General features: G+C 58.0%; 18 protein-coding genes and 2 tRNA genes. 19 read left to right on the top strand and 1 reads right to left on the bottom strand.

What is annotated here, in order from left to right; all coding sequences use genetic code 11:
* The first annotated feature begins 4 nt into the window (after positions 1-4).
* The 7 genes from dnaK (at position 5) to BLR69_RS17005 (ending at position 9,809) form a co-directional block, all read left to right on the top strand.
* Complete coding sequence (dnaK, locus tag BLR69_RS17035; RefSeq protein ID WP_071493567.1) at positions 5-1,921, top strand: molecular chaperone DnaK; 1,917 nt, start codon at positions 5-7, stop codon at positions 1,919-1,921.
* Between the two features lie 317 nt (positions 1,922-2,238).
* Entirely contained in the window at positions 2,239-3,363 is a 1,125-nt protein-coding gene (gene dnaJ / locus BLR69_RS17030) for a molecular chaperone DnaJ (RefSeq protein WP_016976814.1), read from the top strand.
* Positions 3,364-3,373: 10 nt separating this feature from the next.
* Positions 3,374-4,180: a 4-hydroxy-tetrahydrodipicolinate reductase gene (gene dapB, locus BLR69_RS17025; protein ID WP_071493566.1), complete on the top strand. Its 807-nt coding sequence runs from the start codon at positions 3,374-3,376 to the stop codon at positions 4,178-4,180.
* Positions 4,181-4,439: 259 nt separating this feature from the next.
* Positions 4,440-5,576, top strand: coding sequence for a glutamine-hydrolyzing carbamoyl-phosphate synthase small subunit (carA, locus tag BLR69_RS17020; protein WP_071493565.1), 1,137 nt, complete (start codon positions 4,440-4,442; stop codon positions 5,574-5,576).
* Between the two features lie 105 nt (positions 5,577-5,681).
* Positions 5,682-8,903 (top strand): carbamoyl-phosphate synthase large subunit, encoded by a 3,222-nt coding sequence (carB, locus tag BLR69_RS17015; RefSeq protein WP_010206612.1) that lies wholly within the window; start codon positions 5,682-5,684, stop codon positions 8,901-8,903.
* Entirely contained in the window at positions 8,900-9,376 is a 477-nt protein-coding gene (gene greA / locus BLR69_RS17010; protein WP_003235048.1) for a transcription elongation factor GreA, read from the top strand. Before carB ends, greA begins: the two co-directional genes overlap by 4 nt.
* Positions 9,377-9,404: 28 nt before the next feature.
* Positions 9,405-9,809, top strand: coding sequence for an MFS transporter (locus tag BLR69_RS17005; protein ID WP_071493564.1), 405 nt, complete (start codon positions 9,405-9,407; stop codon positions 9,807-9,809).
* Between the two features lie 20 nt (positions 9,810-9,829).
* Here BLR69_RS17005 and yhbY read toward each other — a convergent pair whose 3' ends face one another.
* Positions 9,830-10,138 carry a ribosome assembly RNA-binding protein YhbY gene (gene yhbY / locus BLR69_RS17000; RefSeq protein WP_028617972.1) on the bottom strand — a complete coding sequence of 103 codons (309 nt, stop codon included), beginning with the start codon at positions 10,136-10,138 and terminating at the stop codon, positions 9,830-9,832.
* Positions 10,139-10,244: 106 nt separating this feature from the next.
* Between yhbY and rlmE the strand changes: the two genes are divergently transcribed.
* The 12 genes from rlmE to rbfA all read left to right on the top strand — a co-directional run bounded on the left by rlmE (position 10,245) and on the right by rbfA (position 21,947).
* Entirely contained in the window at positions 10,245-10,895 is a 651-nt protein-coding gene (gene rlmE, locus BLR69_RS16995; RefSeq protein WP_010206606.1) for a 23S rRNA (uridine(2552)-2'-O)-methyltransferase RlmE, read from the top strand.
* Between the two features lie 200 nt (positions 10,896-11,095).
* Complete coding sequence (gene ftsH, locus BLR69_RS16990; RefSeq protein WP_058427653.1) at positions 11,096-13,006, top strand: ATP-dependent zinc metalloprotease FtsH; 1,911 nt, start codon at positions 11,096-11,098, stop codon at positions 13,004-13,006.
* Between the two features lie 8 nt (positions 13,007-13,014).
* Positions 13,015-13,866 (top strand): dihydropteroate synthase, encoded by an 852-nt coding sequence (gene folP / locus BLR69_RS16985; RefSeq protein WP_071493563.1) that lies wholly within the window; start codon positions 13,015-13,017, stop codon positions 13,864-13,866.
* Positions 13,867-13,882: 16 nt separating this feature from the next.
* Positions 13,883-15,220, top strand: a complete 1,338-nt coding sequence (gene glmM / locus BLR69_RS16980) for a phosphoglucosamine mutase (RefSeq protein WP_071493562.1) — start codon at positions 13,883-13,885, stop codon at positions 15,218-15,220.
* A gap of 66 nt (positions 15,221-15,286) precedes the next feature.
* Positions 15,287-16,042 (top strand): triose-phosphate isomerase, encoded by a 756-nt coding sequence (tpiA, locus tag BLR69_RS16975; RefSeq protein ID WP_071493561.1) that lies wholly within the window; start codon positions 15,287-15,289, stop codon positions 16,040-16,042.
* Between the two features lie 4 nt (positions 16,043-16,046).
* Positions 16,047-16,430, top strand: coding sequence for a preprotein translocase subunit SecG (gene secG / locus BLR69_RS16970; protein WP_003194191.1), 384 nt, complete (start codon positions 16,047-16,049; stop codon positions 16,428-16,430).
* 22 nt (positions 16,431-16,452) lie between these two features.
* A tRNA-Leu gene (locus BLR69_RS16965) sits at positions 16,453-16,538 on the top strand.
* Positions 16,539-16,634: 96 nt separating this feature from the next.
* Positions 16,635-16,711, top strand: a tRNA-Met gene (locus BLR69_RS16960).
* A 140-nt stretch (positions 16,712-16,851) separates the two neighbouring features.
* A complete protein-coding gene (gene rimP, locus BLR69_RS16955) occupies positions 16,852-17,310 on the top strand; it encodes a ribosome maturation factor RimP (protein ID WP_003235029.1) in 459 nt (152 codons plus the stop codon).
* Between the two features lie 47 nt (positions 17,311-17,357).
* Positions 17,358-18,839, top strand: coding sequence for a transcription termination factor NusA (gene nusA, locus BLR69_RS16950; RefSeq protein ID WP_025857112.1), 1,482 nt, complete (start codon positions 17,358-17,360; stop codon positions 18,837-18,839).
* Positions 18,840-18,866: 27 nt separating this feature from the next.
* A complete protein-coding gene (gene infB, locus BLR69_RS16945) occupies positions 18,867-21,392 on the top strand; it encodes a translation initiation factor IF-2 (protein WP_071489997.1) in 2,526 nt (841 codons plus the stop codon).
* 159 nt (positions 21,393-21,551) lie between these two features.
* Positions 21,552-21,947, top strand: coding sequence for a 30S ribosome-binding factor RbfA (gene rbfA / locus BLR69_RS16940; protein WP_003176137.1), 396 nt, complete (start codon positions 21,552-21,554; stop codon positions 21,945-21,947).

The raw sequence follows: 21,947 nt of genomic DNA, 5'->3' as shown, positions 1-21,947 counted from the left end.
AATCATGGGCAAAATTATCGGTATCGACCTGGGGACTACCAACTCCTGCGTCTCCGTCATGGAAAACGGCCAAGCCAAAGTTATCGAGAACGCCGAAGGCGCGCGTACCACGCCGTCGATCATTGCTTACGCAAATGATGGCGAGATTCTGGTTGGTCAGTCGGCCAAGCGTCAGGCTGTCACCAACCCGCACAACACGCTGTACGCGGTAAAACGTCTGATCGGTCGTAAGTTCGACGAAGAAGTCGTACAGAAAGACATCAAGATGGTGCCTTACAAAATCGCCAAGGCTGACAACGGTGACGCCTGGGTTGAAGTAAATGGCAACAAGATGTCTGCACCGCAGATCTCGGCTGAAGTCTTGAAAAAGATGAAGAAGACAGCCGAAGACTACCTCGGCGAAACAGTGACCGAAGCGGTGATCACCGTTCCGGCCTACTTCAACGACAGCCAGCGTCAGGCGACCAAAGACGCCGGCCGCATTGCGGGCCTGGACGTAAAACGTATCATCAACGAGCCAACCGCAGCCGCTCTGGCTTACGGTATGGACAAGGCCAAAGGCGACCACACTGTGATCGTTTATGACCTGGGTGGCGGTACTTTCGACGTGTCGGTCATCGAGATCGCTGAAGTTGACGGCGAGCACCAGTTCGAAGTGTTGGCCACCAACGGCGACACCTTCCTGGGTGGTGAAGACTTTGACATTCGTCTGATCGACTACCTCGTTGACGAATTCAAGAAAGAAAGCGGCATGAACCTCAAGGGTGACCCGCTGGCCATGCAGCGCCTGAAAGAAGCTGCTGAGAAAGCCAAGATCGAACTGTCCTCGAGCATGTCGACCGACGTAAACCTGCCGTACATCACTGCAGATGCCACCGGTCCTAAACACTTGAACGTGAAGATCTCTCGCGCCAAGTTGGAAGCACTGGTTGAAGACCTGGTTCAGCGCACCATCGAACCTTGCCGCATCGCTTTGAAAGACGCCGGTATCGACGTTGGCGCGATCAACGATGTGATCCTGGTGGGCGGTCAGACCCGTATGCCACTGGTTCAACAGAAAGTTACCGAGTTCTTCGGTAAAGAAGCACGTAAAGACGTGAACCCGGACGAAGCAGTTGCCATGGGTGCTGCCATCCAGGGTGCGGTATTGGCCGGCGACGTCAAAGACGTGCTGCTGCTGGACGTCAGCCCGCTGACCCTGGGTATCGAAACCATGGGCGGCGTGATGACTGCGCTGATCGAGAAAAACACCACGATTCCTACCAAGAAATCCCAAGTGTTCTCGACTGCCGATGACAACCAGGGCGCCGTGACCATCCACGTGCTGCAAGGTGAGCGTAAGCAGGCGGCTCAGAACAAGTCCCTGGGCAAGTTCGACCTGGCCGAGATTCCACCAGCACCACGTGGCGTGCCACAAATTGAAGTGACCTTCGACATCGATGCCAACGGCATCCTGCACGTTGGCGCGAAAGACAAGGCCACTGGCAAAGAGCAGAAGATCACCATCAAGGCCAACTCCGGTCTGTCTGATGAAGAAATTCAACAGATGATCCGTGATGCTGAAGCCAACGCTGATGCGGATGCCAAGTTTGCCGAGCTGGCTGGCGCCCGTAACCAGGGTGACGCACTGGTTCACTCGACACGCAAAATGGTCGCTGATGCTGGCGATAAAGTGACTGCTGAAGAGAAGGCTGCCATCGAAACTGCTGTAGTTGCCCTGGAAGCCGCTGTAAAAGGCGACGACAAGGCGGCTATCGAAGCCAAGATCGAAGAGCTGTCGAAAGTCTCTGCGCCAGTGGCTCAGAAAATGTACGCCGAACAAGGCCAGCCGGCTGACGGTGCTGCACAGCACGCAGAGCCTGAAGCCAAGCACGACGATGTTGTCGACGCCGAGTTCGAAGAAGTCAAAGACCAGAAGTAAGTTGGTCACCCGGTTGACCGCTATCAAGCGGTGACTGGTAGGATGTCGCCGCGCGGGAGCTTGCTCCCGCGTTGGCGTGTCTGGGGTATGCGAATTTTTACAGCATGCGACAGTGTTCGGATGCTGGCGGTGTGATCGGGAATGCTCCTGCTTTCCGAGCAGTAAATACCGCATTTTTGGCCGGGTACCTGGCTAAAAGTAGTAATGACCAGGATCGTTGAATTGACGTGAGTTGGGTCCGGGCCTGTATTGGGGCTCAACGAGTTTGGCAAGGCTCAGGAGGGTCTGGCTGAACGTCCTTAAGAGTGCAAAGACTTATGGCAAAGCGTGACTATTACGAAGTATTGGGTGTGGAGCGCGGCTCCAGCGAGGCGGACCTGAAGAAGGCCTACCGTCGCCTGGCGATGAAGCATCACCCGGACCGTAATCCGGATAGCAAAGAATCCGAAGAAATGTTCAAAGAGGCCAATGAGGCCTACGAATGTCTGTCTGATCCCAACAAGCGTGCGGCGTACGACCAGTATGGCCATGCCGGCGTCGACCCGAGCATGGGTGGCGGCGGTGCCGGTTTTGGTGGTCAGAACTTCTCCGATATCTTCGGCGACGTATTCAGCGACTTCTTCGGCGGTGGCCGGGGTGGTCAGCGTGGCGGCGCCCAGCGTGGCAGCGACTTGCGCTACACCCTGGAGTTGAACCTGGAAGAAGCCGTGCGCGGCACCAGCGTCAATATCCGTGTGCCGACGCTGGTCAACTGCAAGCCGTGCGACGGTTCGGGCGCCAAGAAGGGCTCTTCGCCGATCACCTGCCCGACCTGTGGTGGTATTGGCCAGGTCCGCATGCAGCAGGGCTTCTTCTCGGTGCAGCAGACCTGCCCGCGTTGCCATGGTCAGGGCAAGATCATTTCCGACCCGTGCGATTCCTGCCACGGCGAAGGTCGTGTCGAAGAGTACAAAACCCTTTCGGTAAAAGTGCCGGCGGGTGTGGATACCGGTGATCGTATTCGCCTGTCGGGCGAGGGCGAGGCGGGGACTCAAGGTGGTCCTACGGGGGACCTGTACGTGGTGATCAATGTGCGCGAGCACTCGATCTTCCAGCGTGACGGTAAGCACTTGTTCTGCGAAGTGCCGATCAGCTTTGTCGATGCGGCGCTGGGTGGCGAGCTTGAGATTCCAACTCTCGACGGTCGGGTCAAGCTCAAGATCCCTGAGGGTACGCAGACCGGCAAGCAGTTCCGTATTCGTGGCAAGGGCGTTGCGCCGGTGCGTGGCGGCGGTGCTGGTGACCTGATGTGCCGTGTGGCGGTAGAGACTCCGGTCAACCTGAATCGCCGTCAGCGCGAACTGCTTGAGGAGTTCCGCAGCTCGATGGAGGGTGACGACTCTCACTCGCCGAAAACCGCGGGCTTTTTCGATGGCGTGAAGCGTTTCTTCGGCGATCTGTAAGGAATTGAGTATGCGACGTATAGCCGTAATGGGCGCTGCCGGGCGCATGGGCAAGACACTGGTCGAGGCGGTGCAGCAGCGCTCGCCGGCCTCCGGGCTGACTGCGGCGATCGTTCGTCCGGGCAGCACGTTGATCGGTGCGGATGCCGGTGAGTTGGCTTCGCTGGGGCGCATCGGCGTTTCGTTGTCCGGCAACCTGGAGCAGGTAGCTGACGAGTTCGACGTGCTGATCGACTTCACCCTGCCGGACGTGATGCTGAAAAACCTGGCGTTCTGCCGCAAGGCGGGCAAGGCGATGGTGATCGGCACCACCGGTTTGACGGTTGAGCAGAAGCAGTTGCTGGTGGAGGCGGGCAAGGATATTCCTATCGTCTTCGCGGCCAACTTCAGCGTGGGTGTGAACCTGTCGCTCAAGCTGCTTGATCTGGCCGCCCGTGTGCTCGGGGATGAAGCGGATATCGAAATCATCGAGACCCATCACCGCCACAAGATCGATGCGCCGTCTGGCACGGCACTGCGCATGGGCGAAGCGATTGCCGATGCGTTGGGTCGCGATTTGTCGAAAGTGGCGGTGTACGGACGTGAAGGCCACACTGGTGCGCGTGCGCGCGACACCATCGGTTTTGCAACCGTGCGTGGTGGCGATGTAGTGGGTGATCACACCGTGTTGTTTGCCACTGAAGGCGAGCGCCTGGAAATCACGCACAAAGCGTCCAGTCGCATGACGTTTGCCAAGGGTGCGGTGCGTGCTGCGCTCTGGTTGGAGGCGCGCGAGCCTGGCCTGTACGACATGCGCGATGTGCTTGATCTGCACTAATCAGTAGCAAAAAAGGGGGCTCAAGCTTATGCTTAGGCCCCGTTTTTACCCGCTAAGCGACGTCCTGTCGCATTCCCCTGCCTTTAAGGCTCATTAGCGGTGGACCAAAAAAGCCTTTTTCTGTAAGCTACAGCTTTAGTGTGTCCACTAAAAGCGCGCAGAATAATTCAGTGAAGAAGCGGGGTGACGTGTCCATACGTCACTCCGCTTTTTTACAACCTGCGATCGCCCTTTCAGGCTTTATTTACGGGAGGTCTTCTTGACTAAGCCAGCCATACTCGCCCTTGCTGATGGCAGCATTTTTCGCGGCGAAGCCATTGGAGCCGACGGTCAGACCGTTGGAGAGGTAGTGTTTAACACTGCCATGACCGGCTATCAGGAAATCCTTACCGATCCTTCCTACGCCCAACAGATCGTTACCCTGACCTATCCGCACATCGGCAACACCGGTACTACACCGGAAGACGTCGAGTCTGATCGTGTCTGGTCGGCCGGTCTGGTGATTCGTGACCTGCCCCTGGTTGCGAGCAACTGGCGTAACACGATGTCGCTGTCCGATTACCTGAAAGCCAACAACGTTGTGGCGATCGCTGGTATCGATACGCGCCGCCTAACGCGCATCCTGCGTGAGAAAGGCTCGCAGAACGGCTGCATCATGGTCGGTGACAATATTTCCGAAGAGGCGGCGATTGCCGCAGCCCAAGGCTTCCCTGGCCTGAAGGGCATGGACCTGGCGAAAGTCGTCAGCGTCAAAGAGAAGTACGAATGGCGCTCCACGGTCTGGGACTTGAAGACCGACAGCCATGCGACCATCGACGCCGCTGAACTGCCTTACCACGTGGTCGCTTACGACTACGGTGTGAAGTACAACATCCTGCGCATGCTGGTCGAGCGCGGTTGCCGTGTGACCGTGGTGCCGGCGCAAACCCCGGCCAGCGACGTGCTCGCCCTGCAACCGGACGGCGTGTTCCTGTCCAACGGCCCGGGTGACCCTGAGCCATGCGACTACGCCATCCAGGCGATCAAGGAAGTGCTGGAAACCGAGATTCCGGTGTTCGGTATCTGCCTCGGTCACCAGCTGCTGGCCCTGGCCTCCGGCGCCAAGACCCTGAAAATGGGGCACGGCCACCATGGCGCCAACCACCCGGTACAAGACCTGGATACCGGCGTTGTGATGATCACCAGCCAGAACCACGGTTTTGCGGTAGATGAAGCCACCCTGCCGAGCAACGTGCGTGCCATTCACAAGTCGCTGTTCGACGGTTCCCTGCAGGGCATCGAGCGCACCGACAAGAGCGCGTTCAGCTTCCAGGGCCACCCTGAAGCCAGCCCGGGCCCGAACGACGTAGCGCCGCTGTTCGACCGTTTCATCAATGAGATGGCCAAGCGACGCTGACTGAGCGGCTTGCGGGCGGCCCCGAGTGTCGGTGGCCCCCGCAGGCTCTTCAAAGATTGTTCAAGACGGCTTGCCGACTGACCTGCGGATTTGAGTGACAAACCCATGCCAAAACGTACAGACATAAAAAGCATCCTGATTCTCGGCGCTGGCCCGATCGTGATCGGCCAGGCCTGCGAATTCGACTACTCCGGCGCCCAGGCCTGCAAAGCCCTGCGCGAGGAGGGCTACCGCGTCATCCTGGTGAACTCCAACCCGGCCACCATCATGACCGACCCGGCCATGGCCGACGCCACCTACATCGAACCGATCAAATGGCAGACCGTTGCCAAGATCATCGAGAAGGAGCGTCCGGACGCGCTGCTGCCGACCATGGGCGGCCAGACCGCTCTGAACTGCGCCCTGGACCTGGAGCGCGAAGGCGTCCTGGAAAAGTTCGGCGTAGAGATGATTGGCGCCAATGCCGACACCATCGACAAGGCTGAAGACCGCTCGCGCTTCGACAAGGCCATGAAGTCCATCGGCCTGGCCTGCCCGCGTTCCGGTATCGCCCACAGCATGGAAGAAGCCAATGCGGTCCTCGAGACCCTGGGCTTCCCGTGCATCATCCGTCCGTCCTTCACCATGGGCGGCACCGGTGGTGGTATCGCGTACAACCGTGAAGAGTTCGAAGAGATCTGCGCCCGTGGCCTGGACCTGTCGCCGACCAAAGAGCTGCTGATCGACGAATCCCTGATCGGCTGGAAAGAATACGAGATGGAGGTTGTCCGCGATAAGAAGGACAACTGCATCATCGTCTGCTCCATCGAAAACTTTGACCCGATGGGCGTGCACACCGGTGACTCGATCACTGTGGCTCCAGCACAGACCCTGACCGACAAGGAATACCAGATCCTGCGTAACGCCTCCCTGGCGGTACTGCGCGAGATCGGCGTGGAAACCGGTGGCTCCAACGTTCAATTCGGTATCTGCCCGAACACTGGCCGTATGGTCGTTATCGAGATGAACCCGCGTGTATCCCGTTCGTCGGCCCTGGCTTCGAAAGCTACCGGCTTCCCGATCGCCAAGGTCGCGGCCAAGCTGGCCGTGGGTTACACCCTGGACGAGCTGTCGAACGACATCACCGGCGGCAAGACCCCGGCGTCCTTCGAGCCTTCCATCGACTACGTTGTGACCAAACTGCCACGTTTTGCCTTCGAAAAATTCGCCAAGGCTGACGCCCGCCTGACCACTCAGATGAAGTCTGTCGGCGAGGTCATGGCTATCGGCCGCACCTTCCAGGAATCCCTGCAGAAAGCCCTGCGCGGCCTGGAAGTGGGCGTTTGTGGCCTGGACGAGAAGCTCGACCTGAGCAACCCGGAAAGCATGAGCGTGCTCAAGCGTGAGCTGACCGTGCCGGGCGCCGAGCGTATCTGGTACGTGGCGGACGCCTTCCGCGCCGGCATGACCGTCGAAGACATCTTCGGCATGAACATGATCGACCCGTGGTTCCTGGTGCAGATCGAAGATCTGATCAAGGAAGAAGAGAAGGTCAAGACCCTGGGTCTGGCCAGCATCGACCGCGACATGATGTTCCGCCTCAAGCGCAAAGGTTTCTCCGACCAGCGCCTGGCCAAGCTGCTGGGTGTGACCGAGAAGAACCTGCGTACCCATCGCCACAAGCTGGAGATCTTCCCGGTCTACAAGCGCGTTGACACCTGCGCGGCCGAGTTCTCCACCGACACCGCGTACCTGTACTCCACCTATGAGGAAGAGTGCGAAGCCGCGCCGTCGGGTCGCGACAAGATCATGATCCTGGGTGGCGGTCCGAACCGTATCGGTCAGGGCATCGAGTTCGACTACTGCTGTGTCCACGCCGCTCTCGCCCTGCGCGAAGATGGCTACGAGACCATCATGGTCAACTGCAACCCGGAAACTGTTTCCACTGACTACGACACCTCCGATCGCCTGTACTTCGAACCAGTGACCCTGGAAGACGTGCTGGAAATCGTGCGCGTCGAGAAGCCCAAAGGCGTGATCGTCCAGTACGGCGGCCAAACCCCGCTGAAGCTGGCGCGTGCCCTGGAAGCTGCCGGCGTGCCGATCATCGGTACCAGCCCGGACGCCATCGACCGTGCAGAAGACCGCGAGCGCTTCCAGCAAATGGTTGAGCGCCTGAACCTGCGTCAGCCGCCAAACGCCACTGTGCGCAGTGAAGACGAAGCCATCCGCGCAGCCAGCAAGATCGGCTACCCGCTGGTGGTGCGTCCGTCCTACGTGCTGGGCGGTCGTGCGATGGAAATCGTCTACGAAGAAGAAGAGCTCAAGCGTTACCTGCGCGATGCGGTGAAAGTGTCCAACGACAGCCCGGTGCTGCTGGACCACTTCCTCAACTGCGCCATCGAGATGGACGTGGACGCGGTGTGCGACGGTACCGACGTGGTGATTGGCGCGATCATGCAGCACATCGAACAGGCGGGCGTTCACTCCGGTGACTCGGCTTGCTCGTTGCCACCGTACTCGCTGCCAGCGCACATCCAGGACGAGATGCGCGAACAGGTCAAGAAAATGGCCCTGGAACTGGGCGTAGTTGGCCTGATGAACGTACAGTTGGCGCTGCAAGGCGAAGACATCTACGTCATCGAAGTCAACCCACGTGCTTCGCGTACCGTGCCATTTGTTTCCAAGTGCATCGGTGTCTCCCTGGCCATGATCGCTGCGCGCGTGATGGCCGGTAAGACCCTGAAGGAAATCGGCTTTACCAAGGAAATCATTCCGAACTTCTACAGCGTGAAAGAGGCGGTGTTCCCATTCGCCAAATTCCCTGGCGTGGACCCGATCCTGGGCCCAGAGATGAAGTCCACCGGTGAAGTCATGGGTGTGGGCGATACCTTCGGTGAAGCCTTCGCCAAGGCCCAGATGGGCGCCAGCGAAGTGCTGCCGACCGGCGGTACTGCCTTCATCAGTGTGCGTGATGACGACAAGCCACTGGTTGCAGGTGTAGCCCGTGATCTGATCAACTTGGGCTTCGAAGTCGTGGCCACCGCCGGGACCGCCAAGCTGATCGAAGCTGCAGGCCTGAAAGTGCGTCGCGTGAACAAGGTGACGGAAGGCCGTCCGCATGTGGTCGACATGATCAAGAATGACGAAGTCACCCTGATCATCAACACTACCGAAGGTCGCCAGTCGATCGCGGACTCCTACTCCATTCGTCGTAACGCCTTGCAGCACAAGATCTACTGCACCACCACCATTGCTGCTGGCGAAGCCATCTGTGAAGCGCTCAAGTTCGGTCCGGAAAAGACCGTGCGTCGCTTGCAGGATCTACACGCAGGATTGAAGGCATGACCAAATACCCAATGACCGTCCAGGGCTTCAAGGCCCTGGAAGAGGAGCACGCCCATCTGACCAAGGTCGTCCGTCCGAAGCTGAGCCAGGACATCGGTACGGCCCGCGAACTGGGTGACCTGAAGGAAAACGCCGAATACCACGCTGCCCGCGAGCAGCAAGGTATGGTCGAGGCGCGGATCCGTGACATCGAAGGCCGCTTGCAAAACTCGGTGGTCATCGACGTGACCACCATTCCGAAGACGGGCAAGGTGATCTTCGGCACCACAGTGGAAATCGCCAACGTTGAAACTGACGAAAGCGTGGTCTACCACATCGTTGGTGAAGACGAAGCTGACTTCAAACTCGGCAAAATCTCTGTCGGTTCCCCGCTGGCCCGTGCCTTGATTGCCAAGGAAGAGGGTGATGTGGTGGCTGTAAAGACGCCAGGTGGCGTAATCGAGTACGAGATTGTTGAAGTTCGTCACGTCTGAAAGACGGCGCCCGCTTCGTGCGGGCGCCATGCTTTGGCAGCTCTCTCAGATGCTTTGGGTGGGCGGCCTTTGGTTGTTGCACATTGGTGTGTTGCCGGCGCTCGGCCTGATAGGCCTGGCACCGCTGCTGATCGATGAGATTGATGGATTACTCAGTGCGCTGTTGGTGGGTTTCGCGGCGGCGTGCGTGACGCTCCAGGCATTGGTGCTGGTCAAGGCTGAGGGCTTGGGGAGTTTGTGGCGGGATATTCGCGGGCAACTGCTGTTGATGGCGCTGTATGCATGCGCAATGTTTTGCGTGGTGCATGTCTGGTTGCCGGAAGCGTTGCGCTGGCAGCTATTCAGCTATCTTGTGCTAGGGTTCTCCGGCCTGGTGCTGGTTTTGCAGCCTGCACCGGGATGGAGTGGCGGGGCGCGCGAAGCACGCCCGTGACCCTTTTTGTAATTTTAAAGCTACTTGAAGCGGTGTACGTTCGACAGTTGCTTGTTGACGCTGAAGTTCTTGCGATACAGCAGCGCCATCTTGCCGATGACTTGGACCAGGTCCGCTTTGCCTGCCTTGCACAGTTCTGCAATGGCAGCCAGGCGCGCTTCGCGGTCAAGGATGTTGACCTTGATCTTGATCAGTTCATGATCGTTCAGCGCACGTTCGAACTCGGCTAACACACCTTCAGTCAAACCGTTATCTGCCACAATCAGAACTGGTTTCAGATGGTGGCCAATGGATTTGTACTGTTTCTTCTGCTCTTGAGTGAGCGGCATAATCTGACCCCTGCGTCTGATCTTGTAAAAAGCGGCGGCCAGTTTACCCGAGCGAGTCCGGGACCGCCCAGTTAATCACGACCCGTTTTATTTTTCGAGGTGGCCCGTGGCCCGTTCCAAAACCAGCCTTAAGTGGCTACAAGAACATTTCAACGATCCTTACGTCAAAAAGGCGCAAAAGGACGGCTACCGTTCCCGGGCCAGCTACAAACTGCTGGAACTTCAGGACAAGGACAAATTGTTTCGCCCCGGCATGAGCGTGATCGACCTGGGTGCCGCCCCGGGTGGTTGGTCCCAGGTGGCCAGTCGTCTGATTGGTGGGCAAGGCCGGTTGATCGCTTCCGACATCCTGGAGATGGACAGCATCCCGGATGTGACCTTTGTGCACGGTGACTTTACCCAGGACGCGGTCCTGGCCGAGATCCTGGAAGCTGTAGGAAATTCGCAGGTGGACCTTGTGATTTCCGACATGGCCCCCAATATGAGTGGATTACCGGCTGTTGATATGCCGCGAGCCATGTTTCTGTGCGAATTGGCACTGGATCTGGCGGGTCGGGTATTGCGTCCGGGTGGTGATTTCCTGGTCAAGGTCTTCCAAGGTGAGGGTTTTGACGAGTACCACAAGAACATTCGCAAGCTGTTCGACAAGGTACAGATGCGTAAACCGGATTCCTCGCGTGACCGGTCTCGCGAGCAGTATCTGTTGGCGCGGGGGTTCCGTGGCATCGAAGGCGCCGCCAGTGATGAGCGTCTTTGAAGGTTTGAAGGGAGTCGATAGGTTTTTTTATATCGCTTTCGTCACGAAGCTTCACGAATATTGTGTAGTCAAAGTTTCACAAAGGGTTACAGACGGCGCCTGCCAGTGTTGTAGGTAATGTAGTAAGTTAGGCCGGTGAATATCATGCGAAGCGCGCGCCAGTAGCGGAGCTTGCTTCAGAGGGTAGTTAATTGAACGATATGGCAAAGAATCTGATCCTGTGGTTGATCATCGCGGCTGTCCTGGTGACGGTGATGAACAACTTCTCCAGCCCTAACGAGCCGCAGACCCTCAACTATTCCGACTTCATCCAGCAAGTTAAGGATGGCAAGGTCGAGCGCGTAGCAGTTGATGGCTATGTGATCACCGGCAAACGCAACGATGGAGACAGCTTCAAGACCATTCGTCCGGCAATCCAGGACAACGGTCTGATCGGCGACCTGGTGGATAATCACGTGGTGGTCGAAGGCAAGCAGCCTGAGCAGCAGAGCATCTGGACCCAATTGCTGGTAGCCAGCTTCCCGATCCTGGTGATCATCGCCGTGTTTATGTTCTTTATGCGCCAGATGCAAGGCGGTGCGGGAGGCAAGGGCGGCCCGATGAGCTTCGGCAAGAGCAAGGCTCGCCTGCTCTCTGAAGACCAGGTGAAAACCACCCTGGCTGACGTTGCGGGTTGCGACGAAGCCAAGGAAGAAGTGGGCGAGCTGGTCGAGTTCCTGCGCGATCCGGGCAAGTTCCAGCGCCTGGGTGGCCGTATTCCTCGCGGTGTGCTCATGGTTGGCCCTCCGGGTACCGGTAAAACCTTGCTGGCCAAGGCGATTGCCGGTGAAGCCAAGGTGCCTTTCTTCACCATTTCCGGTTCTGACTTTGTCGAGATGTTCGTCGGTGTTGGTGCCAGCCGTGTTCGCGATATGTTCGAACAGGCTAAAAAGCATGCGCCTTGCATCATCTTCATCGATGAAATCGACGCCGTCGGTCGCCACCGTGGCGCCGGTATGGGCGGCGGTCATGACGAGCGTGAGCAGACCCTCAACCAGTTGCTGGTTGAGATGGACGGCTTTGAAATGAACGATGGCATCATCGTGATCGCTGCCACCAACCGTCCTGACGTGCTGGACCCTGCGCTGCTGCGTCCAGGCCGTTTCGACCGTCAGGTCGTGGTGGGCTTGCCGGATATCCGTGGTCGCGAACAGATCCTGAAAGTACACATGCGCAAAGTGCCAATGGGTGACGACGTGGCTCCGGCCGTGATTGCCCGTGGTACTCCAGGCTTCTCCGGTGCCGACCTGGCTAACCTGGTCAACGAGGCCTCGTTGTTCGCTGCCCGTACTGGCAAGCGTATCGTGGAGATGAAAGAGTTCGAATTGGCCAAAGACAAGATCATGATGGGCGCCGAGCGCAAATCCATGGTCATGTCCGAGAAAGAGAAGCAGAACACCGCTTATCACGAAGCTGGTCACGCCATCGTTGGTCGTGTCGTGCCTGAGCACGACCCGGTCTACAAAGTATCGATCATCCCGCGTGGTCGGGCTCTGGGTGTCACGATGTTCCTGCCGGAAGAGGATCGTTACAGCCTCTCCAAGCGTGCACTGATCAGCCAGATCTGCTCGCTGTACGGCGGCCGGATTGCTGAAGAGATGACCCTGGGCTTCGACGGCGTCACCACTGGTGCTTCCAACGACATCATGCGTGCCAGCCAGATTGCGCGGAACATGGTGACCAAGTGGGGCTTGTCGGAAAAACTCGGCCCATTGATGTATGCCGAGGAAGAGGGCGAAGTGTTCCTGGGGCGTGGCGGTGGTGGTCAAAACGCCAGCTTCTCCGGTGAGACAGCCAAGCTGATCGACTCCGAGGTGCGCAGCATCATTGACCAGTGCTACGGCACGGCCAAGCAGATCCTCACGGATAACCGCGACAAGCTGGATGCCATGGCGGATGCGCTGATGAAGTACGAGACCATTGACGCCGACCAGATCGACGACATCATGGCCGGTCGCACCCCGCGTGAGCCCCGCGATTGGGAAGGTGGTTCGGGCACTTCTGGCACTCCGCCAGTGGTTCAGAACGAACGCCCTGAAACCCCGATCGGCGGCCCGGCAGCTGACGTCTAAGGTTTGAAATGACTTCTGTGTTGTCCTCCACCCGGTTGCCTTGCGGCAACCGGGTTCTTGATTTGGCCCATACGCACGTCATGGGCATTCTTAATGTAACCCCCGACTCCTTTTCCGATGGTGGCCGCTTTAGCCAACGCGATGCCGCATTGCGTCATGCAGAGGCCATGGTGGCGGCGGGAGCTACTCTGATCGATGTAGGTGGTGAGTCGACTCGGCCTGGTGCTCGCCTGGTTTCTCCCTTGGAGGAGCTGGAGAGGGTTGCGCCGATCGTTGAGCGCATTGCGCGTGAGCTGGATGTGATCATCTCGGTTGATACGTCGACGCCGGCCGTGATGCGCGAAACGGCGCGCCTTGGGGCGGGGCTTATCAACGATGTGCGCTCGCTTCAGCGTGACGGTGCCCTTGATGCCGCAGCAGCGACCGGTTTGCCGGTTTGCCTGATGCATATGCTGGGTGAGCCCGGCAATATGCAGGACAACCCTCACTACGATGATCTTGTTGGTGAGGTAAGTGGGTTTCTCGCTGAGCGGGTTGCACAATGCGTTGCTGTCGGGATTGCTGCAGAAAAGATCGTCCTCGATCCCGGTTTTGGCTTCGCCAAGACCCTGCAGCACAATCTAAGTCTGTTCAAACATATGGAGTCCTTGCATGCCCTTGGTCGGCCTCTTTTGGTCGGCGTTTCACGCAAGAGCATGATCGGGCTGGCGCTGAATCGTCCGGTGGGGGAGCGGCTGTACGGCGGTCTTGCGCTGGCGGCGCTTGCAGTCACCAAGGGTGCGCGTATCTTGCGGGTGCATGATGTTGCCGAGACGATGGATGTGGTGCGTATGATGGCCGCGGTAGAATCAGCCGAATAAGAATGATGGAGCACTTATGACTAAAAAATATTTTGGCACCGACGGTATTCGCGGTCGGGTCGGCGAGTTTCCGATTACTCCTGATTTCATGCTCAAGCTCGGTTGGGCTGCAGGTATGGCGTTCCGCAGCATGGGCGCGTGCCGCATCCTGGTGGGCAAGGACACTCGTATTTCGGGGTATATGTTCGAGTCGGCGCTGGAGGCGGGGCTGTCTGCCGCAGGTGCCGATGTGATGCTGCTGGGGCCGATGCCGACGCCGGCGATCGCTTACCTCACGCGTACCTTTCATGCTGAAGCCGGTATCGTAATCAGTGCCTCGCATAACCCTCATGATGACAACGGCATCAAATTCTTCTCGGGCCAGGGCACCAAGCTGCCGGACGAGATCGAGCTGATGATCGAAGAGCTTCTGGATGCGCCGATGACGGTGGTCGAGTCCAGCAAGCTTGGCAAAGTGTCGCGTATCAACGACGCCTCCGGCCGATACATTGAGTTCTGCAAAAGCAGTGTGCCGAGCAGCACCAATTTTGCCGGCCTCAAGATTGTGGTCGATTGCGCCCATGGTGCGACCTACAAGGTGGCGCCGAGCGTATTCAAGGAGTTGGGCGCAGACGTGACAGTGCTGTCGGCCCAGCCTAACGGGTTGAACATCAACGAGAACTGCGGCTCCACGCACATGGGGCAGTTGCAGGCGGCCGTACTTGCCGAACATGCCGACCTGGGTATTGCCTTTGATGGTGACGGTGATCGCGTGCTGATGGTGGATCACACGGGCGCCATTGTTGATGGTGATGACCTGCTGTTCATCATTGCCCGCGACATGCATGAGCGTAACAAGCTGCAGGGCGGTGTCGTCGGTACGCTGATGAGTAATCTGGGGCTTGAATTGGCCCTGGCGGATCTGGGTATTCCGTTCGTGCGTGCCAATGTCGGTGACCGCTATGTGATCGCGGAACTGCTTGAGCGCAACTGGCAGGTAGGTGGCGAGAATTCCGGGCATGTAGTCTGCTTCCAGCACACCACGACAGGCGATGCGATCATTGCTGCGCTGCAGGTGCTTATGGCCATGAAGCGTCGTGAGGAAAGTCTGGCCCAGGCGCGCCAAGCCATGCGCAAGTGCCCGCAAGTATTGCTGAACGTGCGTTTTGCGGGCGGTGAAAATCCTATCGAGCATCCGGCTGTCAAAGAGGCGTGTGAGCGTGTAACCCTGGCAATGGCGGGGCGTGGCCGTGTGCTGTTGCGCAAGTCCGGCACAGAGCCATTGGTGCGTGTCATGGTCGAAGGTGACGATGAAACACAGGTTCGCGGCCATGCCGAAGACCTGGCAAAACTGGTAACTGAAGTTTGCGCCTGAATTCGGCTTGCCAGTGATGATGTGGTTGGGTAACATCTGCGCCCACTTTGACCGACGAGGTACAGCATGCGTCGCACTATGGTAGCTGGTAACTGGAAGATGCACGGTACCCGCGCCAGTGTCGCTGAGCTGATCAATGGCCTTCGTCACTTGGCTTTGCCGAGCGGTGTTGATGTTGCGGTTTTCCCGCCTTGCTTGCATATCAACCAAGTGGTTGATGGCTTGAAGGGCAAGTCGATCCAGGTCGGCGCGCAGAATTCTGCGGTGGAAGCCATGCAAGGTGCGTTGACCGGTGAAATTGCGCCGAGTCAGCTGGTCGATGCGGGTTGTTCCTATGTGCTTGTCGGGCACTCCGAGCGCCGTCAGATGATGGGCGAGCGTGATGGAACGCTCAATCGCAAGTTCGCAGCAGCACAGGCTTGTGGCTTGATTCCGGTTTTGTGCATAGGGGAGACCCTGGAGCAGCGTGAATCGGGCAAGACTCTTGAAGTTGTCTCGCGTCAGCTGGGCAGCATCATCGAGGAGCTGGGTGTTGGTGCGTTTGCAAAGGCAGTAATCGCTTACGAGCCGGTCTGGGCCATTGGCACCGGGCTGACTGCTACACCGCAACAGGCGCAGGATGTGCACGCAGCCATCCGCGCGCAGTTGGCGGCAGAGAATTCTGAAGTCGCGCAAGGTGTGCGGCTTCTATACGGCGGCAGCGTGAAGGCGGCCAATGCGGTCGAACTGTTCGGCATGCCGGATATCGATGGGGGGCTCATTGGTGGAGCTTCCCTGAATGCAGATGAGTTCGGTGCGATCTGTCGCGCCGCGGGAAACTGAAAAAATGCTGGAAACAGTCGTAGTCGTTTTTCATCTGTTGGCTGCTCTGAGCGTAGTTGCTCTGGTTTTGCTGCAACAGGGTAAAGGTGCGGATGCTGGTGCGTCTTTCGGTGCAGGTGCTTCAAATACTGTGTTCGGAAGCCAAGGTTCCTCTACCTTTCTTAGTAAGTTTACTGCTATACTTGCCGCCGGTTTCTTCATAACCAGCTTGGGGTTAGGTTACTTTGCTAAAGAGAAAGCTCATGTGCTGACTCAAGTAGGTCTCCCAAATCCAGCAGTGTTGGAAGTACCAAAAGCAAAACCGGCTTCTGATGATGTCCCGGTGCTTCAAGAGCAAAAGTCGGCTACTCCAGCGACTGACGTACCTCCAGCTCAAGAGCAGAAGTAAGAAGGGTTGTAAGCGCTGTATTGCCGAGGTGGTGGAATTGGTAGACACGCAACCTTGAGGTGGTTGTGCCCATAGGGTGTAGGGGTTCGAGTCCCCTTCTCGGTACCAATTATCAGGAGAGCCCGCTGTTGCGGGCTTTCTTGTAGGTGGAAGGTTACATTGACCCTGTAAGGGATCGGTCGTATACTTCCGCCCCAGCTTTGTCGCGGGGTGGAGCAGTCTGGTAGCTCGTCGGGCTCATAACCCGAAGGTCGTCGGTTCAAATCCGGCCCCCGCAACCAGTTTTAGCGGAGCCCCTTTTAAGGGGCTTTTTGTTAGCTGGACACTTTCAACGCCGCTGTTCGACGGCGTTTCAAGGATGGGCGTTTCGCCCATTTTTTTATTTTGCACAGCATGCACATACATGCACGAGGGGGTTCAGGTGTCGAGCAAGCTAGAAGAGTTGCAGGCCTTGTTGGCCCCGGTGGTCGTGGCCCTAGGCTATGAATGCTGGGGTATTGAGTTTTCGGCTCAAGGTCGCCACTCAATGTTGCGCGTTTATATCGATAAAGAGGGCGGCGTGCTGGTGGACGATTGTGCCATTGTCAGCCGTCAGATCAGCGGTGTGCTGGATGTTGAAGATCCCATCTCCGTTGAATACACCCTCGAAGTTTCCTCGCCAGGCATGGAACGCCCACTGTTCACTATTGATCAGTTTGCAAAATTTGCCGGTGAACAAGTGAAGATCAAGCTGCGATCTCCCTTTGAAGGGCGACGCAACTTTCAGGGCCTTCTGCGCGGTGTAGAAGAGCAGGATGTCGTGGTGCAGGTAGAAGACCATGAGTTCCTGTTGCCGATCGATATGATCGACAAGGCCAACATTATTCCCAGTTTTGACTGAGACGCGGATCCCGCGGATCCAATGGCTTGCGAAAGGCGAGGCGTACGATGAGCAAAGAAGTACTGCTGGTTGTTGAGTCGGTATCCAATGAAAAGGGCGTACCGGCAAACGTGATTTTTGAAGCGTTGGAGCTGGCCCTGGCCACTGCTACCAAAAAGCGTTTTGAAGACGAAGTTGATCTGCGTGTGGAAATCAATCGCCACACCGGTGCCTATGAGACTTTCCGTCGCTGGACGGTCGTCGAAGAGGCCGATCTTGATGATCCGGCCATCGAAACCTGGCCAAGCAAGGTTGCCGAAACGCATCCTGGCGCCAAGGTCGGTGATGTCGTCGAAGAAAAGATTGAATCGATCGAATTCGGCCGTATCGCTGCACAGACCGCCAAACAGGTCATTGTGCAGAAGGTTCGCGAAGCCGAGCGCGCTCAAGTCGTTGACGCCTATCGCGAGCGCCTGGGTGAAATCATCTCCGGCACCGTGAAAAAAGTCACCCGCGATAACGTGATCGTCGACCTGGGCAACAACGCCGAAGCGTTGCTGGCTCGCGAAGACATTATTTCCCGCGAAACCTTCCGTGTTGGCGTGCGTCTGCGTGCGCTGCTCAAGGAAATCCGCACCGAGAACCGCGGCCCACAGTTGATCCTGTCGCGTACCGCGCCGGAAATGCTGATCGAGCTGTTCCGTATCGAAGTGCCGGAAATCGCCGAAGGCCTGATCGAAGTCATGGCTGCGTCCCGCGACCCGGGTTCGCGTGCCAAGATCGCGGTCCGCTCCAAGGACAAACGCATCGACCCGCAAGGCGCTTGCATTGGTATGCGCGGTTCGCGCGTCCAGGCGGTGTCGGGCGAGTTGGGTGGCGAGCGTGTGGACATCGTCCTGTGGGACGATAACCCGGCGCAGTTCGTGATCAACGCCATGTCGCCGGCTGAAGTGGCGGCAATTATCGTTGACGAGGATGCCCATGCAATGGACATCGCCGTTGGCGCAGACAATCTGGCTCAGGCCATTGGTCGTGGTGGTCAGAACGTGCGTCTGGCCAGCCAACTGACCGGTTGGACCCTGAACGTGATGACCGAATCGGACATCCAGGCTAAGCAGCAAGCTGAAACCGGTGACATCCTGCGCAACTTCATCGAAGAGTTGGAAGTCGATGAAGACCTGGCGCAGGTGCTGGTAGATGAAGGCTTCACCAGCCTGGAAGAGATTGCCTACGTACCGTTGGAAGAAATGCTCAACATCGACGGCTTTGACGAAGACACCGTCAACGAGCTTCGCGCTCGGGCCAAGGATCGTTTGTTGACTAAAGCCATCGCTACTGAGGAAAAGCTGGCAGACGCCCATCCGGCCGAAGACCTGCTCTCGCTTGAGGGTATGGACAAGGATTTGGCGATGGAACTGGCGGTGCGCGGCGTAATTACCCGCGAAGACCTGGCCGAGCAGTCTATTGACGATCTGCTCGACATCGACGGCATTGACGATGATCGTGCCGGCAAGTTGATCATGGCCGCCCGAGCCCATTGGTTCGAGTAACTAGGCGCGGCCTGAGGAGAGAAGTGCATGACGCAAGTCACGGTGAAACAACTGGCCGATGAGGTCAAAACACCGGTAGAGCGCCTGTTGCAGCAGATGCGTGAGGCAGGTCTGCCGCACACCGCCGCCGATGAAGGTGTGAGCGATAGTGAGAAGCAGTCTTTGCTGACTCACTTGAAGAGCAGCCACAAGGCGAAAGTGGAAGAACCGCGCAAGATTACATTGCAGCGCAAAACCACCAGCACCCTGCGTGTTGCTGGTAGCAAGAGCATCAGCGTTGAAGTACGCAAGAAGAAAGTCTTCGTACAGCGCAGCCCGGAAGAAATCGAAGCCGAGCGCAAACGCGAACTGGAAGAACGTCGCGCAGTAGAAAATGCTGCTCGTCAGAAGGCTGAAGAAGAAGCCAAGCGTCGCGCCGAAGAAGAAGCGCGTCGCCAGCCTGCTGCTGCGCAACCTGCTGCCACTGAAGCGGTCGCTGCGCCTAGCGCGCCAGTTGAAGCTGTGCGTGAGGCCGCTCCGGTTGCCGCTGCACCAGCACCGGCTGCTGACGCTCGCAAGCGCGACGAACCTCGTCGTCCGGACAAACCGCGTGCCGACGATAACAATCGTCGCGGTGGTGGTGGCGATGGCGAGCGCAAAAACGCTCCGCATCGTGCCTCGGTCAAAGAGAAAGCGCCTGCGCCACGCGTTGCCCCACGCACTACCGACGAAGAAAGCGATGGCTTCCGTCGTGGTGGTCGCGGCAAGGCCAAGCTGAAGAAACGCAACGCCCACGGTTTCCAGAGCCCAACCGGCCCTGTCGTGCGTGAAGTGAAGATCGGCGAGACCATCACTGTGGGCGATCTGGCCCAGCAGATGTCGGTCAAGGCTGCTGAAATCATCAAGTTCATGTTTAAGCTGGGCACTCCGGCCACCATCAACCAGGTACTGGATCAGGAAACTGCCCAGCTTGTTGCTGAAGAATTGGGCCACAAAGTGACTCTGGTCAGCGACACCGCCCTGGAAGATTCCCTGGCCGAGTCCCTGAAGTTTGAAGGTGAGGCAGTTTCCCGTGCACCGGTTGTGACCGTAATGGGCCACGTTGACCACGGTAAAACTTCCCTGCTCGACTATATCCGTCGTGCCAAGGTTGCTGCTGGCGAAGCCGGCGGTATCACCCAGCACATCGGTGCTTACCACGTTGAAACCGACCGTGGCATGGTGACGTTCCTCGATACCCCTGGTCACGCTGCGTTTACCGCAATGCGTGCCCGTGGTGCCAAGGCGACCGACATCGTGATCCTGGTGGTTGCAGCGGACGACGGCGTGATGCCACAAACCATCGAAGCTGTTCAGCATGCCAAGGCAGCTGGCGTTCCGCTGGTGGTCGCTGTGAACAAAATCGACAAGCCGGGCGCCGATCTCGATCGCATCCGTAGCGAACTGTCGGTTCACGGTGTGACATCCGAAGAGTGGGGTGGCGACACTCCATTCGTACCGGTCTCCGCGAAGATGGGTACTGGGGTTGACGAACTGCTCGAAGCCGTTCTGCTGCAAGCCGAAGTTCTGGAACTGACTGCTACGCCATCGGCTCCTGGCCGTGGTGTTGTGGTTGAATCCCGTCTCGACAAGGGCCGTGGCCCGGTTGCGACCGTTCTGGTTCAAGACGGTACCCTGCGCCAAGGCGACATGGTGCTGGTCGGTTCGAACTACGGCCGTGTACGTGCCATGCTCGACGAGAACGGCAAGCCAATCAAGGAAGCAGGTCCTGCTATCCCGGTCGAGATCCTTGGCCTGGACGGTACTCCGGACGCTGGCGACGAGATGAGCGTGGTTGCCGACGAGAAGAAAGCCCGTGAAGTGGCTCTGTTCCGTCAAGGCAAGTTCCGCGAAGTCAAGCTGGCCCGTGCTCACGCTGGCAAGCTGGAAAACATCTTCGAGAACATGGGCCAGGAAGAGAAGAAGACGCTTAACATCGTCCTCAAATCTGACGTACGTGGTTCCCTCGAAGCGTTGAACGGCGCCTTGAACGGCCTGGGTAACGACGAAGTGCAAGTGCGTGTTGTCGGTGGCGGTGTCGGTGGTATCACCGAGTCCGACGCCAACCTGGCACTGGCTTCCAACGCTGTACTGTTCGGCTTCAACGTGCGTGCCGATGCCGGCGCTCGCAAGATCGTCGAGCAGGAAGGCCTGGACATGCGTTACTACAACGTCATCTACGACATTATCGAAGACGTCAAGAAGGCCCTCACCGGCATGCTTGGCAGCGACGTCCGGGAGAACATCCTGGGTATCGCCGAAGTGCGTGACGTGTTCCGCTCGCCGAAATTCGGCGCGATCGCCGGTTGCATGGTGGTTGAAGGCACTGTGTACCGTAACCGTCCAATCCGTGTACTGCGTGAAGACATCGTTATCTTCGAAGGCGAGCTGGAATCCCTGCGCCGCTTCAAGGATGACGCTTCTGAAGTACGTGCCGGCATGGAATGCGGTATCGGCGTCAAGAGCTACAACGACGTCAAGGCTGGCGACAAGATCGAAGTCTACGAGAAGGTTCAGGTTGCTCGCAGCCTCTAACTCGCGCACTTCAGGAGCCACGCAGCGCGTGGGCATGCAAATGCCCCGCGCAGTGTACGGACTCTAAACGCAACGCCCGGTCTGGCTTTTGTCAGGCCGGGCGTTTGCCGCTTTCAGACCCCACGGGTTTCACCGTGTGGCAGTAACAGGTAACAAGACATGGCAAAAGAATACAGCCGTACCCAGCGTATCGGCGATCAGATGCAGCGCGAGCTGGCCCAACTGATCCGTCGCGAAGTCAAAGACCCACGCGTTGGCCTGGTCACCATCACCGCCGTTGAAGTGAGCCGTGACGTGGGTCACGCCAAGATTTTCATCACCGTGATGGGCCAGGACAACAGCGAAGAAATCGCGCAAAGCATCAAGGTGCTCAACTCCGCTGCAGGTTTCCTGCGTATGCAGTTGGCCCGTGAAATGAAGCTGCGCAGCGTTCCCCAGTTGCATTTCCACTACGACGAAAGCGTTGTGCGAGGTGCGCACCTCTCGGCCCTGATCGAGCGCGCCGTGGCGGAAGACAGCCAGCACCCGTCCACACCTGAAGACGCCAAGGAGTAA

The sequence above is a fragment of the Pseudomonas azotoformans genome, assembly GCF_900103345.1.
Lineage (GTDB): Bacteria > Pseudomonadota > Gammaproteobacteria > Pseudomonadales > Pseudomonadaceae > Aquipseudomonas > Aquipseudomonas azotoformans.
Note: the sequence above shows the minus strand (reverse complement) of the source record. Positions and strands in the feature narration are given on the sequence as shown.

What these genes read in the sequence shown, in the direction of transcription:
- secG (WP_003194191.1), top strand. Translation starts at nt 16,047, where the DNA reads ATGCTGGAAACAGTCGTAGTCGTTTTTCATCTGTTGGCTGCTCTGAGC.
- dnaJ (WP_016976814.1), top strand. Translation starts at nt 2,239, where the DNA reads ATGGCAAAGCGTGACTATTACGAAGTATTGGGTGTGGAGCGCGGCTCC.
- greA (WP_003235048.1), top strand. Translation starts at nt 8,900, where the DNA reads ATGACCAAATACCCAATGACCGTCCAGGGCTTCAAGGCCCTGGAAGAG.
- yhbY (WP_028617972.1), bottom strand. Translation starts at nt 10,138, where the DNA reads ATGCCGCTCACTCAAGAGCAGAAGAAACAGTACAAATCCATTGGCCAC.
- dapB (WP_071493566.1), top strand. Translation starts at nt 3,374, where the DNA reads ATGCGACGTATAGCCGTAATGGGCGCTGCCGGGCGCATGGGCAAGACA.
- tpiA (WP_071493561.1), top strand. Translation starts at nt 15,287, where the DNA reads ATGCGTCGCACTATGGTAGCTGGTAACTGGAAGATGCACGGTACCCGC.
- BLR69_RS17005 (WP_071493564.1), top strand. Translation starts at nt 9,405, where the DNA reads ATGCTTTGGCAGCTCTCTCAGATGCTTTGGGTGGGCGGCCTTTGGTTG.
- folP (WP_071493563.1), top strand. Translation starts at nt 13,015, where the DNA reads ATGACTTCTGTGTTGTCCTCCACCCGGTTGCCTTGCGGCAACCGGGTT.
- dnaK (WP_071493567.1), top strand. Translation starts at nt 5, where the DNA reads ATGGGCAAAATTATCGGTATCGACCTGGGGACTACCAACTCCTGCGTC.
- rbfA (WP_003176137.1), top strand. Translation starts at nt 21,552, where the DNA reads ATGGCAAAAGAATACAGCCGTACCCAGCGTATCGGCGATCAGATGCAG.
- infB (WP_071489997.1), top strand. Translation starts at nt 18,867, where the DNA reads ATGACGCAAGTCACGGTGAAACAACTGGCCGATGAGGTCAAAACACCG.
- ftsH (WP_058427653.1), top strand. Translation starts at nt 11,096, where the DNA reads ATGGCAAAGAATCTGATCCTGTGGTTGATCATCGCGGCTGTCCTGGTG.
- nusA (WP_025857112.1), top strand. Translation starts at nt 17,358, where the DNA reads ATGAGCAAAGAAGTACTGCTGGTTGTTGAGTCGGTATCCAATGAAAAG.
- carB (WP_010206612.1), top strand. Translation starts at nt 5,682, where the DNA reads ATGCCAAAACGTACAGACATAAAAAGCATCCTGATTCTCGGCGCTGGC.
- glmM (WP_071493562.1), top strand. Translation starts at nt 13,883, where the DNA reads ATGACTAAAAAATATTTTGGCACCGACGGTATTCGCGGTCGGGTCGGC.